The sequence below is a fragment of the Microbacterium canaveralium genome (assembly GCF_047238045.1).
In the GTDB taxonomy this organism is placed as follows: Bacteria; Actinomycetota; Actinomycetes; order Actinomycetales; family Microbacteriaceae; genus Microbacterium.
Genome location: NZ_JBDFMA010000003.1, coordinates 1,879,660 through 1,895,282, shown reverse-complemented (window position 1 = coordinate 1,895,282; position 15,623 = coordinate 1,879,660). Strand labels below are relative to the sequence as shown.

Sequence of the window (15,623 nt, the reverse complement as noted above, 5' to 3'; positions counted from 1 at the left end):
GAGGGGATGTCTGCCACGCCCGATCCCCGCACCACGACCGCCACCGGCGCCGACGTTCGCGTTCGGTTCTGCCCGTCTCCGACGGGGCTGCCGCACGTCGGTCTGATACGCACGGTCCTGTTCAACTGGGCCTACGCCCGTCACAACGGCGGAAAGCTCGTCTTCCGCATCGAAGACACGGATGCCGCGCGCGACAGCGAGGAGAGCTATCAGCAGCTCCTCGAGGCGCTGCGCTGGATGAACATCGACTGGGACGAGGGCGTCGAGGTCGGGGGACCGCACGCCCCGTACCGGCAGTCGCAGCGGCACGAGATCTACCGCGAGGTGCTCGACAAGCTCATCGCCGCCGGTGCCGTGTACGAGAGCTACTCGACCGCAGAGGAGATCGACGCGCGCAACGAGGCCAACGGCCGTGCCAAGCAGCTCGGCTACGACAACTTCGACCGCGACCTCACCGACGAGCAGAAGGCCGCGTTCCGGGCCGAGGGGCGTCAGCCCGCGTGGCGTCTGCGCGTGCCCGATCACGACCTGAGCTACGTCGACCTCATCCGTGGCGAGGTCACCTTCCCCGCCGGCTCGTTCCCCGACTTCGTGCTCGTGCGCGCCGGAGGAGTGCCGCTTTATCCGTTCGTGAATCCCGTCGATGACGCGCTCATGGGTATCACCCATGTCATCCGGGGCGAAGATCTCATGCCCTCCACCGCCCGGCAGCTCGCGCTGTATTCGGCTCTGGTGGATGCCGGTGTCACCACGTTCATCCCGCGCTTCGGTCACATGCCGCTGGTGCTGGGCGAGACGGGCAACAAGAAGCTGTCGAAGCGCGACCCGCAGGCCGATCTGTTCCTGCAGCGCGAGAAGGGCTTCATTCACGAAGGACTTCTCAACTACCTCTCGCTGCTCGGCTGGTCGCTCTCGAGCGACCGTGACGTGTTCTCGCTCGACGAGATGATCGCGGCGTTCGACATCGCCGACGTGAATCCCAACCCGGCGCGCTTCGACCAGAAAAAGGCCGAGGCGATCAACGGCGACCACATCCGGATGTTGGATGCCGACGACTTCGCGGCCCGCATCGTGCCGTACCTCGCTGCCGCCGGGTATGTGGCCGAGGAACCGTCCGCCGAGCACCGCGCGATCATCGCCGCGGCCGCACCGCTCGTGCAGGAGCGCGTGCAGCTCCTCGGCGAGGTGCCCGGGATGCTGGGCTTCCTCTTCGTCGACGAGGTGTCATACGCCGAGGATGCGATGAAGGGCCTGCCCGCCAACGCGGCCGAGGTGCTGGTGGCATCCGTGGGCGCGCTCGAGCTGGTTCCCGAGACGGAGTTCACCGCGGCGGCGGTGCAGGAGGCGCTGTCCGTCGCGCTCGTCGACGAACTGGGCCTGAAGCCCCGTGTGGCATACGGTCCGCCGCGGGTCGCCCTCACGGGCCGCCGCGTGTCGCCGCCGCTGTTCGAGTCCATGGAGCTGCTCGGCAAGGCCGCGACCCTCCACCGTCTCGACGCGCTGGTGAAGCACCTGGGCTGAGCGCGGGGGCCCCGCCGTGCGCCGAGCCCGCGACGCGCGCGAGCGGGCCCCGGTTTGGCGCTCCGGCCCCGGTCACGTAAGCTTGATCCTCGGCACGAACTTCGGTTCAGCGCCTTGGGGTATGGTGTAATTGGCAACACGGCGGTTTCTGGTTCCGTTGTTCTTGGTTCGAGTCCAGGTACCCCAGCACGACAGAAAAGCCCGGCACGATCGCCTCGCGATCACCGGGCTTTCGTCGTTTTCCGGGCTTTCCGTTCGTCGCTGAGGCGAGTGTCGACGAATTCTTCTCGCCGCGACCCGCGACGATCTGCTTTACTGCGGGGAATCACGTGACCTGGGGGCATCGTCGTCTCCTCCGGGTTGTTCGCCCTTACGCCCCGGAGCCACCCCGATGTCAATGCGCCCCCGGCGTCGCCACCTGGCCGCCGTCTCGATCCTCGCCCTGCTTCTGACCGGCTCCGTTGCCGTCCCGGCGTCCGCGCGCACGCCGGACGACATCGTGGTGGCCTCGGGCGAGGGCTGGACGGTGGAGCGGGCGCCGGCCGGGTACACGGTCACGCTTCGTCTGTCGAAGCCGCTGCCGGTGGTCAGCGACGCCCCGACCATCGTCGTCGACGGTGAGCCGCTCGGTATCGCCCGGACTTCCGACGGCGGCCGCACACTGACGATCACGACGCCCGACGATCGCGTGGTCTCCGCGCGTGAGGTCGTGAAGGGGTGGGCCTCCGGCTCGGGTCCCAAGGCGGGCGAGGACGGCGTCGGCGAGGGAGAACGGCGGGCGCCGAGCCCGCGCCGCGACGAGCCGGAGCAGCGCGACACGCTCGTGCCGACGATCCCGGTCGCCGATCCGTCGCAGACCGGTCCCTACGCGGTCCGCGAGGCGGAGTACGACTTCGGCGATCGTGCGGTGGGGCTCGCGGGCTACACCGACACGCGCGGCGAGGTCGCCGGGAAGCTGTACCTCACAACCGCGGTCGGCGCTCGCCCGGTCGTGCTGCTGGAACACGGTCGCCACTCCACGTGCGGCGACGCGACCTCCGGAGAGTCCGGACTTGCCTGGCCCTGTGCGGACGACGAGATGGTCATCCGGTCCTACCTCGGCTACGAGACGACGGCGCGTTCGCTCGCCTCGAACGGCTACAACGTGATCTCGATCTCCGCGAACGCCATCAACGCAACGGATGCCGAACTCACCCTCGATCAGGGGGCTCAGGCTCGTGGCCGGCTTGTTCTCGACACGCTCCAGATGCTCGACCGTCTGGATCGAGGAGCCACCGTGACGTTCGAGGACCAACCGGACGGCGGCGATCCCGTCACCCGGACGTTCGACGACGCGCTCGCCCGAGCGACCGAACGCGCCGACCAGCCCGCCGCACCGTCAGGACTGGCATCCGAGGACCTGGAGGGCCGTTTCGATCTCTCGCGGGTCGGTCTCATGGGCCACTCGCGCGGCGGTGAGGGCGTCGTAACCGCCGCGCAGCTCAACGCGGCCGCGGCGAAGCCGTTCGGCATCCGGTCGGTACTCCCGCTCGCGCCGACCGACTTCGCCCGACGCACGCTCTCCGACGTGACGACGATGGCGGTGCTGCCCTACTGCGACGGCGACGTCGCCGACCAGCAGGGACAGAAGTACATCGACGACTCGCGACGAGCGTTCGGCGACGACGTTCTCCGCTCGGCCGTGTGGGTGATGGGGGCCAACCACAACTTCTTCAGCTCGGTGTGGACGCCGGGGGAGTATCCCGTCGGCGGTTCCGACGACTGGGATGCGGATGACACGACCTCCGCGTGCGCGACGACCGACCCGACGCGCCTGACCGCCGCGGAGCAGTACCAGGTCGGCGCGACACTCATGACGGGCTTCTTCCGCCTGACGCTGGGCGGGGAACTCGCCTACCAGGGCATCGTCGACGGGACCGTCGCTCCATCGACGAACCTCACCCCCTTCGCGGACGTTCGTGTCATCGCGACCCAGCCACGCTCGGCCGGCGATCTCGTCACCGACTTCGCCGGCGGCGGGGCCGCGGTCCTGGTCGATGGGGAAGCGACCGCCGAGGTGTGCGAGGGCGCCATGATCATGGCATCCCGCCCGTCCTGTTCCGAGCGTCGCGACGCTCAGGTCCCGCACTGGAACCCGTCGTTCCTCGCGCCCTACGTGCCTCTGTTCCCCGTGACACGGTTCGAATGGGAGTTCGCCGGGGCCGCCTCGCTGCGCGTCCCGCTTCCGGAAGGGCAGCGGGATGTCCGCGACCGCTCGTCGCTGACGCTCAAGATGGCACCGGGCGACCGCGTCGAGGTCGGGACAGACCTCGCGATCACGCTCGTCGACGGTTCCGGATTCGAGTACTCGACGGTGGTCTCGTCCCTGAACCTCCGAGCCGTCGAACGGATGCCGGCGGGTGCGCCCCCGCTCGACAAGGTGGTCCTGCAGCAGGTCACCTGGCCGCTCGAGGATGTCGTCGGCGTCGACCTCGGCGATCTCCGCGAAGTGCGCCTGGAACCGCAGGTGGGTGTCGACGGCGTTCCGTGGGGCGAGCTCTATCTGTCTGACCTCTCGTTCGACTCGCCCTCCGCGGGAACCCCTGCCATGGTGACACGCTCGGCGGTCAACATGGCTGAGACACGGGTCGAGGAGCAGGCGGAGCCGTGGACCGCAGGGGTCGCCGTCTGGCTCGACCACCCGGCGGACGAGCCGGTGAGCGCGTACGTGGGGATCGGCCCCGGGCCGGGCGGCGACGCACCTCCGGCCGGTCTGGGGGCGGAGCGGGTCACGTTCGCGCCCGGTCAGACCTGCCTGTCGGTTCCGGTGCTGATCGTGGGAAATCAGGACCCGTCCGGTGCGGCCGTGTCGGTCGCCGGCACGGCGGTCACCACGAGTGAAGCCGCCGTTTCCGGAGCGGACGACTTCTCCGGCATCCTGGTCCGCGAGGACGACGGCGTGGCGGGCGACGATCAGCCGGCGCCGCCGTTCGGGGTCCAGGGCGACGTGTGCGCCGAGCTGGCGGCATCGCGCACCCCGGGAGATCTCGACGTCTCGACGGACGAGCCCACCCGCGGCGGATCGCTGAAGCTGACCGCCACCGGGTTCCGGGCAGGAGAGGGCGTGCTCGCCATGCTCGGCGACACGACCCTTCCCCTGGCGATCGCGGATACCGACGGCACCGCCGTGATCGAGACGAGCGTCGCCGCGGACGCGACACTCGGGGCGACGACCGTGCGCGCGGAGGGTGCCGGCTCCGCTCGTGTGCTGCAGGCGACCGTTCGGGTTCAGGCGGCCCCGACGCCGACGCCCACCCCGACGCCCACCCCGACGCCGACGCCCACCCCGACACCTACCACGACCCCGACGCCGACGGCCACGCCGGTTCCGAGCGCGACCCCCACGCCGACCCAGACCTGGACGGCGGTCCCGGCAGTGGTCGGCCCCGACCTTGCGCGGACCGGCATGGACGGCGGTCTCTGGCTGCTGGTGGCGGTCGGGGGCGCGCTCGTGGCGGCATCCGGGGCCGCGGTGGCGGTGGTGAATCGTCGTCGACGCGGGTAGTGAGGATCTCGAGTCGGCCGGGAGTATGCCCCATTCCCGCCGGATCGACCGCGTGGAACACGTCAGTCGGGAGAAGTTCTGAGATCCTCACACATGGACGCGGGGGGTTCCTTCCTTTTCACGGTCGATGCCTCGAGTCCACCCGTGGACGACCGCCCCCCGTGCAGCTGTCAAGCGCCGTCCGGTTTCACGAGCCCGAGGAGCTTCTCGCGCGTCATGTTCGCCCCGAAGGCGGGCGTGCCCGGCTCGAGGCGGCGGCCCGCGTCGAGGTTCTCGAGGATGACGGGGTCGAACCCCAGTGCATCGACCAGCTTCGCCGCCGCGCCCGTGTCGACCGGATCGTCGCCGGCGATGGCGATCGCCTTTCGGCCGGGCGCTGCGGCGGGGCGGGCCTGCTCCTCGAGGTCGTGGTATCCCATGTGGTTGAAGGCCTTCACGACGTGAGCGCCGGCGAGGAACTCGGCGACGGCTTCGCTGGAGGAGATGTCCGGATCGAGGAAGTCGTCCCGCGCGCCGTCGACCTCCCACCAGTGATTCATGGCGTCGATGACGAGCTTTCCGCGCAGCGAGGCGACCGGGATGCTGCGGTACTTCCGCAGCGGAAGCGCGAGGATGATCACGTCCGCCTCACGGGCGGCATCCTCGGGGCTGACGGCGGTGGCACCCGGAACCAGGACCTCGATCGTGAGGGCGATCTGCTCCGGGTCGCCGGAGCCCGCGACGAGCACACGGTATCCGGCGGCGACGGCGAGGCGCGCGAGGACCGTTCCGACTTTCCCGGCGCCGAGAATGCCAAGTGTCGGCCGCGTGCCGGAATCGGTCGCGCTCATCGACGGAACGCCGCGCCGGCGGGTGCCGGTGTCTCGGCGAGGAGCTCGCGCACGCGCGGGATGACGCGCGTCGCGTAGAGCTCAACGGCCCGCAGGCGTGCGCTCATCGGCATCGCGCCGCCGGCGGTGTAGACGAGATCGAAGCGGCCGACGTCGAGCGTCCGGATCGCGTCCGCCATCTTGCGGGCCACGGTCTCGGGTGAGCCGACGTACAGGGAGCCGTGTTCGATGTCGGCGTCGAACTCCGCGCGCTCCAGAGGCGGCCATCCGCGGAGGCCTCCGATCCGGTCGCGGATCTCCTTGTACCCGGGGTAGAACTGCCGCCGCGCTTCCTCGTCCGTTTCGGCGATGAAGCCGGGGGAGTGCATCCCGACCGGATACGCGGTGGTTCCGAATTGGTCGGTCGCGCGCCGGTAGAGGTCGACGTATGGGGCGAAGCGTTCGGGCGCTCCGCCAATGATGGCGAGCATGAGCCGGAAGCCGTAGTGCGCGGTACGGATGACGGACTGCGGCGACCCGCCGACACCGACCCACGTCTTCAGACGGCCGGAGTCGGTCTTGGGGAACACATCGGCATCCGTCAGTGCGGCACGCGTCGTGCCCTCCCACGTGACGGGCTTCTCATCCAACAACTTGTGGAAGAGGTCGATCTTCTCCTCGAAGAGCACCTCGTAGTCGCTGAGGTCGTAACCGAACAGCGGGAAGGATTCGGTGAAGGAGCCGCGGCCCAGAATGACCTCCGCGCGCCCGTCGGACAGAGCGTCGACGGTGGCGAAGCGCTGGAACACGCGTACAGGATCGTCGGAGGACAACACCGTGACACCGGAGGCCAGCCGAATCCTGTCGGTCGCGGTCGCAATTCCGGCGAGGACGGTCTCGGGCGTGCTGATGGCGTACTCGGGACGGTGGTGCTCGCCGAGCGCGATCACGTCGATGCCCAGTTCGTCGGCGAGGATCGCCTCACGGAGGGTGGCCCGAATGGCCTCGCCGTAGGTCACGCGGTTGCCGGCGTCGTCGATCGGCACGTCGCCGAACGTGTCGATGCCGAACTCGAGCTTCGAGAAGTCGGACATAGGGGTTTCTCCTTGTGTGGTTCGTGAGGTCGGGACTCAGGCGTGGACGGCCTTGCCCCCCTTGACGATCTCGGCCGGGGCACGGCCGGTGGGCTTCCAGTCGCCGGGGTCGGCGGCGAGTATCTGCCGTACGCGCGGCGCGACCTGCTCGCCGAAGAGGCGGATGCTGTGCGCGCGGACGTCGCGCGGCATGTGCAGCAGGTCGTACTTCAGGTCGAACCGGGAGAGGTGGTTGGCACGGACGACGGCCGCGATCTTGCGCGCAACGGTGTCGGCCGAGCCCACGTAGAGGGCTCCCGTCGCAATCTCCTCCGCGTAGCGTTCGCGCGTGGGCGGGTAGAAGCCGCGCTCCTTGCTCATCGCGGTCACGACCGGCTCCCAGTACGTCCAGTACAGCTCTTTCGCTTCGTCATCAGTGTCGGCGAGGAGGCCGAGGGAGTGCTGCGCGATGGGCAGTTCGGGATGGCCGTACTTCTCCAGCGCGCGCAGGTACAGCTCCGCGTGCCCGGCGAATCGCTCGGGCCGCCCGCCGATGATCGCCATCATGAGAGGAAGCCCGTGCCGTGCGGCCCGCACGACCGAGTCCGGGCTCCCGCCGATTCCCACCCAGGTCGGAATACCCCCGTCCGGCATCCGGGGATGAAGTCGGACGTCGTTCAGTGCGGGACGGTACCTGCCCGACCAGGTGACGCGATCCTGGCGAAGAAGGCGGACGAAGAGTTCGAGCTTCTCCTCGAAGATCCCCTCGTAATCCGCGATCTCGTATCCGAACAGCGCGAAGGACTCGATCGCTGAGGCCCGCCCCAGCACGATCTCCGTCCGACCGCCCGCGATGCCATCGACGGTCGCGAACTGCTGGTACAGCCGCACGGGGTCCTGCGTCGAGAGCACCGTGACGGACGAGCCGAGGCGGATGGTGGTTGTCGCCTGCGCGGCGGCCGCGAGCAGAACCGGGGTCGCGGAGTCAACCTGTCCCTCACGGTAGTGCTCACCCACGCTGAAGATGTCGAGCCCGACGGATTCGGCGAGCTGCGCCTCCTCGATGAGCAAACGCAGCGTCTCACCGTCGGACAGGACGCGCTCGGCGTCGGTTGCGACCTCTCCGAACGAGTTCAGCCCCAACTGGAGTCGGGCGGGATCGGCGGCAGCCATGCATTTCTCCCCATCAAAGTGATTGATATGTCAATAGTGAACGCCGTCGCGATCGGGGTATTCCCGTGCGGACCGGCGGGAACCGGGTGATGATTGACGCGTCAATCATGCCCCGGTATGATTGATGCGTCAATAAAAGGAGGTGCAGAGGTGACCCGAACGGCACATCGCGCCTTGCCGACCAAGGAGGAGTTGCGCATCTGGCGCGACTACGTCGAGACGGCGGACGCGCTGCGATCGTTGCTCGGCGGTCGGATGCAGTCCGAGTCGGGGCTGTCCTCCGGCGACTACTCGGTGATGCTCGCCCTCAGCGAAGCTCGCGGTCGTCACCTGCGTTCGTCCGAGCTGGCCGAACACATGGGGTGGGAGCGCAGCCGGCTCTCGCACCACCTCGGCCGGATGGAGAAGCGCGGACTCATCCGCCGTGACGCGTTCGCGGACGACAGCCGCGGCGCGGTCGTCTCGCTCACCGACGCGGGGGCGAGCGCCTTCCGCGCGGGATCGGTGCCCCACCTTCGCGCCGTGCGCGAGGTGTTCATCGATGCGTTCGACACCGACGACCTCGCGCGAATCGACGTCCTCACGGCGCGGCTGCGTGAGCACCTCGGCCTGGAGTCCCGTGGCTGACCTCGGGTCGCTACTTTCCGAGAACCCCCGAGATGGGATGCCGCATGGAACATGTCGTTGAGGAGCGTCCCGCGACGGTCGTCGTGATCGGTGGGGGCCAGGCCGGGCTGTCGGCCGCCTACCACCCCGCCCGGGTCGGCTTCGTCAGCGCTCTCGGAACCCCGCACGACCCGACGGCACCAACGTTCGTGGTCCTGGATGCCGAATCCGGGCCGGGCGGGGCGTGGCGGCATCGGTGGGCAACGTTGACCATGGCCACGGTCAATGGCATCTTCGACCTGCCCGGCCAGCCGAAGCCTGTGGTGGACGACTCGACGCCGAGCCGCGAGGCGGTTCCGGCGTACTTCGCGGCATATGAATCGGCGCTGCAGCCGCCGATCCTGCGACCGGTCACCGTATCCACGGTGCGCTACGCCAACGCCGACCCGGACGGCGATCTGCTCGTAGAGTGCAGCGCCGGGGTGTGGCGTACCCGGGCGGTCATCAACGCCACGGGAACGTGGAACAACCCGGTGCTGCCGCACTATCCGGGGCAGGAGACGTTCCGGGGTCGCCAGCTGCACACCCGCGACTATGTGGCTCTCGGCGAGTTCGCGGGTGAGCGTGTCGCGGTCGTCGGGGGCGGGATCTCGGCTCTGCAGCCGCTGGAGGAGATCTCCCGCGTCGCCACGGTGTTCTGGTACACCCGCCGCGAGCCAGTGTTCCGCGACAGCGGCTTCACCCCGGAGGTCGAGGGGCGGGAGACCATCGCGCGGGTCGTCGCGGACGTCGAGGCGGGCAACCCTACCGGCAGCGTCGTGTCCTACACGCAGCTCGCGTGGCTGCCGTACGCCGTCGCCGCGAAGGAACGCGGTGCGCTCGCCCGTCGCCCGATGTTCACGGCCATCGAGCCCGAGGGGGTGCGGGAAGCGGACGGCTCCTTCACCCCCGTGGATGCGATTCTGTGGGCGACCGGGTTCCGGGCCGACCTACGCCATCTGGATCCCCTCGGTCTGCGCAACGAGCGTGGTGGGATCCGCATGGTCGGAACGCAGGTCGCCGATGAGCCGCGTGTGCACCTCATCGGATTCGGCCCGTCTCAGTCCACGGTCGGCGCCAATCGCGCCGGACGCGACGCGGTACGTGTTCTGCGCAAACGCCTCCTGTCGGTCCCTTCGGCTACCTGACCCGCGAATACGGTGCGTTGCTCGCCGCATCGCCGTTCGACCGCGGGTGCGTGTCCGTGAGCCGGGCGGGGAGGTGACGTTCTCTGCCATGCCGTCGCCGGGCGAGCAAGGGGGATGCGCCACTGCCGGGCTCGGTGCATCGTGGCGGGCGTGCCGTCCTCGTGTGTTCCGCCTGCGCTTCGCGGGCCGCGGCGAGGGCGAGCGGAGAGGTAGCGGAACGGCAATGAATGAACGACAGGGCGCGTCGGGAACCGCCGGAATGCGCGCGATGTTCTGGGCGTGGATGGGTATCGTCATCGTCGGGCTCGCTGTGATGATCGTGCTCCCGCTGGCGGGGCGGTGACCGTGGGCCGCTTCCTTCGCGATCAGGGATTGAGCATCGTCTTCCTGGCAATCTTCCTGGCCGCGCTCATCGGCCAATCCTTCGCAGGCTTCGCCAACAACAACGAGGAACTCCAGCTCCACAACCTCGCTCCGATCGGCTACTGGGACTTCGTGACGTCGTCGGACTTCCTCGTTGACGTCGCGGAGAACTGGCAATCGGAGTTCCTCCAGTTCTTCCTCTTCATCCTCGCCACGATCTGGCTCGTGCAGCGAGGATCGCCGGAATCCAAGAATCCGGGAGACGAAGGCGTGGGGACCGATGCGGAGCAGTTGATCGGTTCGCACGCGCGACCCGACTCACCGAGTTGGGCCCGCGTGGGTGGCGCTGCGGGTTGGGTGTACTCGAACTCGCTCCTCCTCGTGATGGGCGCGATATTCCTGCTGTCCTGGTTCGCGCAATCCCTCGGCGGGACGACCGTGGCGAACGAGCAGAACGCGCTGCACGGGATGCCACCCGAGACGTGGCTGCAGTACGTGGCATCCCCGGAGTTCTGGAATCGCACGCTGCAGAACTGGCAGTCGGAATTCCTCGCGGTGGGCGCGATGATTGCGTTCTCGATCTATCTCCGTCAACGCGGATCCAGCGAATCCAAGCCCGTGGGCACGCCGCACCACACGAGCTCGGTGGAATCCGAGTGACAACTAGGGCGTGTTGATCAAGAGGTTTCGCTCCTCGGTGGGTGAGTCTTGAGCGGTGACGCGACAGGAGATCTCTGACGAGGTGTGGGCCGTGATGGAGCCGTTGATGCCGACGGTGTCCGGGAGGTCGAGGCCGTGGGCGGATCATCGGTTGGCTGTCGAGGGGATGGCGTGGAAGTACCGCACCGGGGCTCCGTGGCGGGATGTGCCGGAGCGGTTCGGGAAGTGGAACTCGATCTACAAGCGGTTCAACCGTTGGGCCATGGACGGCACCTGGGAGAAGCTGCTGGCCGAGGTGCAGAAGCGGGCCGACGCCGCGGGGAAGATCGACTGGGTCGTCTCGATCGACTCCACGATCGCTCGTGTGCATCAGCACGGCGCGACCCTGAAGCGGGACACAGGGGGCTCTGCCGAATCACAAGAATCCGTGGTTCGAGCCGCTTGATCACGGGATCGGACGCTCCCGTGGCGGGTTGACGACCAAGCTGCACCTGGTCTGCGACGGTCGCGGCCGGCCGCTGGGGATGATGATCACCGGCGGGAACATCAACGACACCACGATGATGACCGCAGTACTCGAGGACATCCGCGTCCCCCGCGACGGGAAGGGCAGGCCACGGACCCGACCGGACCGGGTGCTCGCCGACAAGGGGTACCCGTCGAAGGCGAACCGGGCCTGGCTCCGCGACCGCGGTATCGCCGCGACCATCCCGGAGCGTGATGACCAGGTCGCGCACCGCCGCAAGAAGCCGGGCCGGCCGATCGACTTCGGCGAACAGCAGAAGGAACGCTACAAGGGCCGCAACGTCGTCGAACGCTGCTTCAACCGGCTCAAGCAGTGGCGCGGCATCGCGATGCGCTCCGACAAACTCCTCCGCAGCTACCGAGCCGCCGTCAGCCTCGCCGCCACGCTCATCTGGATCAAATCAGACTTGATCAACACGGCCTAGCGGGATGCCAGCCGCGGCCCGTCGTACGCGCGCACCGGCGGAACCCTCCCGTCGTACCGCGTGACCGACACCGCTACCCGCGCCCCGCTCGACGCCTGTGTGAGCTGCGAGGTGCCGATGTCCTTCGTCAGCACGTTGACGTTGCCGTTGATGCAGTCGGCGGTCTCCGGCGCGCTGGGGTCGTACCAGGCTCCCGTGTGCATTCTCGCGACGCCGGGCAGGAGGGTGTCGGTGGTCACGACCCCCGCGAGCAGGCTGCCCTGGGCGCTGCGCACGATCGCGATGTCGCCGTCGGTCAGGCCGCGTGCCGTGGCATCCGAGGGGTGCAGTCGGACCGGCTCGCGACCGGCGACCTTCGTCGAACGGCTGGGGGAGGCCATGTCGAGCTGGCTGTGGAGGCGGTGCGACGGCTGAGTACAGAGCAGCTGCAGGTCGTAGGGCGAGCCGGGCTTTTCCGCAGTGTCGATCCAGACCGCGTGCCCCGCGGTGTCGGCGAGCCCGAAACCGTCGAGGGTGTCGGAGAACAGCTCGATGCGTCCGCTGGGGGTATCGAGCGGGTTCGCGACGGGATCGGCGCGGAAGTCGGTGAAGGCGCCATCGCGGTAGTGGTGCTGGGGGAGAGGCGTGCCGCCGTCGCGCCAGAATTCGGCGAACGGGGGAGCGTCCGGGGTATCGGGGCGTTGCCGCCACTCGTCGTAGATCCTCTCCAGCCACTCGCGGCTGTCGAGGCCTTCGGCGTAGTCGGCATCCAGGCGCTTCGCGAGCTCGTCGTAGATCCAGAACTCTTCGCGTGCCTCGCCGACGGGTCCGACCGCACGCGGCATCGCACGAAGGCGCGTGTCGCCCGCGCCGGCCGCCAGGTCGTCGCGCTCGAGTCCGGTGGCGGCGGGCAGGACGATGTCGGCGTGGCGAGCGGTTGGCGTCCAGTGGAATTCGTTGACGACGAGCGTGTCGACGCTCGCCACGGCCCGGCGCAGACGCCGCAGGTCTTGGTGGTGGTGGAAGGGGTTGCCGCCCGCCCAGTAGACGAGCCGGATGTCCGGCAACGCCAGCGTCCCCCCGTCGTACGGGATCGTCGCGTTCGGCCGCAGCAGGAGGTCGCTGATACGCGCGCACGGGATGAAGTCGGGAACGGCATTGGTGCCCTGAGAGAAGGTGGGCAGCGGCACCGGAGCGACTCCGACCCCGTAGTCGCCCATCGAGCCGTACCCGTGCGTGAATCCGCCCCCGGGAAGGCCGATCTGCCCGAGGAAGGCCGCGAACGTCAGTGCGGCGAACACCGCTTGCTCGCCGTGTTCGGCTCGCTGCAGGGAATACGTCACGTTGACGAGCGTGCGTCCCGCGGCCGCCCGCCGAGCGAGATCGCGGATCGTCGGGGCGGGCACGCCGCTGAGGTCCTCGGCCCATTCCGGCGTCTTCTCGACGCCGTCCGTCTCGCCGCTGAGGTAGGCCCGCACGCGATCGGCGCCCACGGTGTGGGTCGCGAGGAACGCGTCATCCGCGAGTCCCTCTGCCACCAGCGTGTGCGTCAGGGCGAGCAGCAGAGCGGTGTCGGCTCCCGGGCGGATGCCGACCCACTCGGCGCCGAGTTCGGCGAGGGCGTCGTCGCGCTGGGCCGAGACGGTGACGATTCGCGTGTCAGCCGCGGCGGAGCGTGCCAGCCGGGAGGCCACGTGGCGATCGTGGCCGCCCGGCACCACCCACGTGTTCGACTGCCGAAGACCTCCGAAAGCGAGCAGGAGGTCGGTGTGCTCGGCGATGTGCCCCCAGGACGGCGGCCGGTTGCGCAGTTCGCGCATGCCGATCGGCCCGATGAGGTGGGGGAGCAGCACGAGGCTGGCGCCCCGGCTGTAGTCGTTGATCGATCGGGTGTATCCGCCGATGGCGTTGAGGAACCGGTGCAACTGGCTCTGCGCGTGATGGAGGCGTCCCGCGCTTCCCCATCCGTAGGAGCCCCCGAAGATGGCACGGTTGCCGTGCGTCGATCGCACCCGCCCCAGCTCTGCGGCGAGGAGGTCGAGAGCCTCGTCCCACTCCACCTCGACGTACTCGTCGTCGGGGTCGCCGCGGCGAGGATCCGGGCCGGGGCCGTTCTCGAGCCACCGGCGACGAATCGCCGGCCGGGTGACTCGCGACGGGTGACGGAGCCCCTCCGCGACTCCGCGGATCGCGGGCGCGGCATCCGGGTCGTCTGCGTAGGGTCGCGTGTCCAGGACGGTACGCCCGTCATCCGACACCTCGACCTCGAACGTGCCCCAATGGGCGCTGCTCTGCTGTGTTCGCGTCACCGCACCATGTTCGCCGACCCGAGTCGGTGCGCGCACTCCGGCTGCAACGGGAGGTCATCGGCATCCGGGATGCGAGGGGTCCCGCGACCGGGACGCGTCAATAGGGCACAGGGTGCCGTGCGGCATCTCGCGGCCGCGCCTGACGGCGCGGGAGAATGGTGCGCGATAGCATCCGAATCGGCATCCGCCTCTTGCCTTGACCCGAGAGAAGGTCCCCGTGGCTCGCTCGTCCCTCGCCCTGGCAGCGCTCGTCGCGGTTGTGCTGGCCACCGCCGGCTGCACGGCCTCCGGCGACGGGGCTCAGCCCGCGGGTGTGTCATCGTCGCCCACCCCGAGTACCGCGGGAGGCTTGCAGGCGTTGCCGCCCACGATCGTGTCACCCGGCGAGCTCGACGGCACCGATGTGGCCGTCGTCGTCGGCACCGCGCTCGTGATCGCGGTCGATGACGGCACCGAGGACCAGTGGACCGGAACGACGACGGACCCGGCGATCGCGGAGTTCTCGGCGGGAGGCTCCGACGAAGGCGCGACCTTCCGCCCCGGGTTCGAGGCGCGCAAGATCGGCTCGACGCAGGCAAAGCTCACCGGTCCGGACGGCCGGGAGATCGCGTTCACGCTTTCGGTCGTCGCTCCGTGAGCGACCCGGGCGGCAGAGGCGCCCGTATCTCTCAGTAGCGCGACAGAACGGCGAGCAGCGGGTCGCCTGCCGGCGGGTCGGCGCGCAGGGTCTTGCGCTCGACCTCGTCCAGGTGGTGGGTCACGTGGTCGGCGGCACGGTCGACGTGCCCCGCGGCGAGGAGCGCGATGAGTTCGTCATGCTCGTCGATCGAGGCTCCCTGGTCGATGTCGCGACCGTAGATCCTCAGGATCAGAGCGGTTCGCGAGATCACCTCGGACATGTAGCGCTCGAGCAGCCCGTTGCCGCTCTCGCGCGCCAGCAGGATGTGGAACTCTCCACCGAATCGCGCGGACGCAGCGCTGCGTCGGTCGGCCCAAGCCTCCCGTTCCGCCTGAACGTGGACACGGAGTCGATCATGGATGCCGTCGTCCCATCGCGCGCCGACGCGGAGCACGGCTTCGCGTTCCAGCGCACGCCGCACGACGAACGCATCACGGGCCTCGTCGAGGGTGGGATGCGCCACCTCCGCCGATCGCCCGTGGGGAGAGGCGACCAGCCCGTCGCGCACGAGGCGCGCGAGCACCGTACGCACGAGGGTCCGGCTGACGCCGTAGTGAGCGGCCAGTGTCTCTTCGCCGAGCTTCGTGCCCGGAGTGAGAGCGCCCTCGATGATGGCGGCCCGGAGCGAGGAGTAGGCGCGTTCCGCACGATCAGCGGGTAATTCGGAGGCGGATCCTGTCTCCACAGTCATGCCGCAACTGTATACGAGGCTTCGATCGCTGTGCGTTTTCATCCACCATGCACTGTGAAACGTGATCGACCCGTCCGCG

At 69.1% G+C, this 15,623-nt stretch carries 12 protein-coding genes and 1 tRNA gene; 8 read left to right on the top strand and 5 right to left on the bottom strand.

Features of this window, described 5'->3' with window-relative positions; genetic code table 11:
* The first annotated feature begins 6 nt into the window (after positions 1-6).
* From gltX to ABC271_RS10055, 3 genes are all read left to right on the top strand, one after another.
* Positions 7-1,521: a glutamate--tRNA ligase gene (gltX, locus tag ABC271_RS10065; protein ID WP_412924736.1), complete on the top strand. Its 1,515-nt coding sequence runs from the start codon at positions 7-9 to the stop codon at positions 1,519-1,521.
* Between the two features lie 115 nt (positions 1,522-1,636).
* A tRNA-Gln gene (locus tag ABC271_RS10060) sits at positions 1,637-1,708 on the top strand.
* A gap of 204 nt (positions 1,709-1,912) precedes the next feature.
* A complete protein-coding gene (locus ABC271_RS10055) occupies positions 1,913-5,065 on the top strand; it encodes an alpha/beta hydrolase (protein WP_412924735.1) in 3,153 nt (1,050 codons plus the stop codon).
* Positions 5,066-5,235: 170 nt separating this feature from the next.
* On the opposite strand, the gene ABC271_RS10050 is transcribed toward ABC271_RS10055, so the two are convergent.
* From ABC271_RS10050 to ABC271_RS10040, 3 genes are read right to left on the bottom strand one after another with little or no spacing between them, the layout of a single operon-like run.
* Complete coding sequence (locus ABC271_RS10050) at positions 5,236-5,895, bottom strand: NADPH-dependent F420 reductase (protein ID WP_412924734.1); 660 nt, start codon at positions 5,893-5,895, stop codon at positions 5,236-5,238.
* Positions 5,892-6,968, bottom strand: coding sequence for an LLM class flavin-dependent oxidoreductase (locus ABC271_RS10045; RefSeq protein ID WP_412924733.1), 1,077 nt, complete (start codon positions 6,966-6,968; stop codon positions 5,892-5,894). The genes ABC271_RS10050 and ABC271_RS10045 overlap by 4 nt, the downstream gene beginning before the upstream one ends.
* A 36-nt stretch (positions 6,969-7,004) precedes the next feature.
* Positions 7,005-8,120 (bottom strand): LLM class flavin-dependent oxidoreductase, encoded by a 1,116-nt coding sequence (locus tag ABC271_RS10040; protein ID WP_412924732.1) that lies wholly within the window; start codon positions 8,118-8,120, stop codon positions 7,005-7,007.
* A gap of 150 nt (positions 8,121-8,270) precedes the next feature.
* Here ABC271_RS10040 and ABC271_RS10035 point away from each other — a divergent pair, with 150 nt between their 5' ends.
* From ABC271_RS10035 to ABC271_RS10020, 4 genes are all read left to right on the top strand, one after another.
* Positions 8,271-8,747: a MarR family winged helix-turn-helix transcriptional regulator gene (locus tag ABC271_RS10035; protein WP_412924731.1), complete on the top strand. Its 477-nt coding sequence runs from the start codon at positions 8,271-8,273 to the stop codon at positions 8,745-8,747.
* Between the two features lie 44 nt (positions 8,748-8,791).
* On the top strand, positions 8,792-9,913 hold the full coding sequence (locus ABC271_RS10030; protein WP_412924730.1) for an NAD(P)-binding domain-containing protein: 1,122 nt from the start codon (positions 8,792-8,794) through the stop codon (positions 9,911-9,913).
* A gap of 345 nt (positions 9,914-10,258) precedes the next feature.
* Positions 10,259-10,936, top strand: a complete 678-nt coding sequence (locus ABC271_RS10025) for a DUF6766 family protein (RefSeq protein WP_412924729.1) — start codon at positions 10,259-10,261, stop codon at positions 10,934-10,936.
* A 94-nt stretch (positions 10,937-11,030) separates the two neighbouring features.
* Positions 11,031-11,886, top strand: a protein-coding gene (locus tag ABC271_RS10020; RefSeq protein ID WP_412926131.1) for an IS5 family transposase whose coding sequence is annotated in 2 segments (ribosomal slippage) — positions 11,031-11,348 and positions 11,350-11,886 — 855 coding nt in all. Because the reading frame shifts where the segments join, the coding sequence is not laid out codon by codon here.
* On the opposite strand, the gene ABC271_RS10015 is transcribed toward ABC271_RS10020, so the two are convergent.
* The gene (locus ABC271_RS10015) at positions 11,883-14,174 is read right to left on the bottom strand and encodes a molybdopterin-dependent oxidoreductase (protein WP_412924728.1); all 2,292 of its coding nucleotides are present in this window, start codon (positions 14,172-14,174) and stop codon (positions 11,883-11,885) included. The genes ABC271_RS10020 and ABC271_RS10015 overlap by 4 nt on opposite strands.
* Positions 14,175-14,391: 217 nt before the next feature.
* Between ABC271_RS10015 and ABC271_RS10010 the strand changes: the two genes are divergently transcribed.
* Positions 14,392-14,811, top strand: a complete 420-nt coding sequence (locus ABC271_RS10010) for a hypothetical protein (protein ID WP_412924727.1) — start codon at positions 14,392-14,394, stop codon at positions 14,809-14,811.
* Between the two features lie 31 nt (positions 14,812-14,842).
* Here the strand turns inward: ABC271_RS10010 and ABC271_RS10005 are convergent, their stop codons facing one another.
* Positions 14,843-15,544: a GntR family transcriptional regulator gene (locus ABC271_RS10005; protein WP_412924726.1), complete on the bottom strand. Its 702-nt coding sequence runs from the start codon at positions 15,542-15,544 to the stop codon at positions 14,843-14,845.
* Between the last annotated feature and the right edge of the window lie 79 nt (positions 15,545-15,623).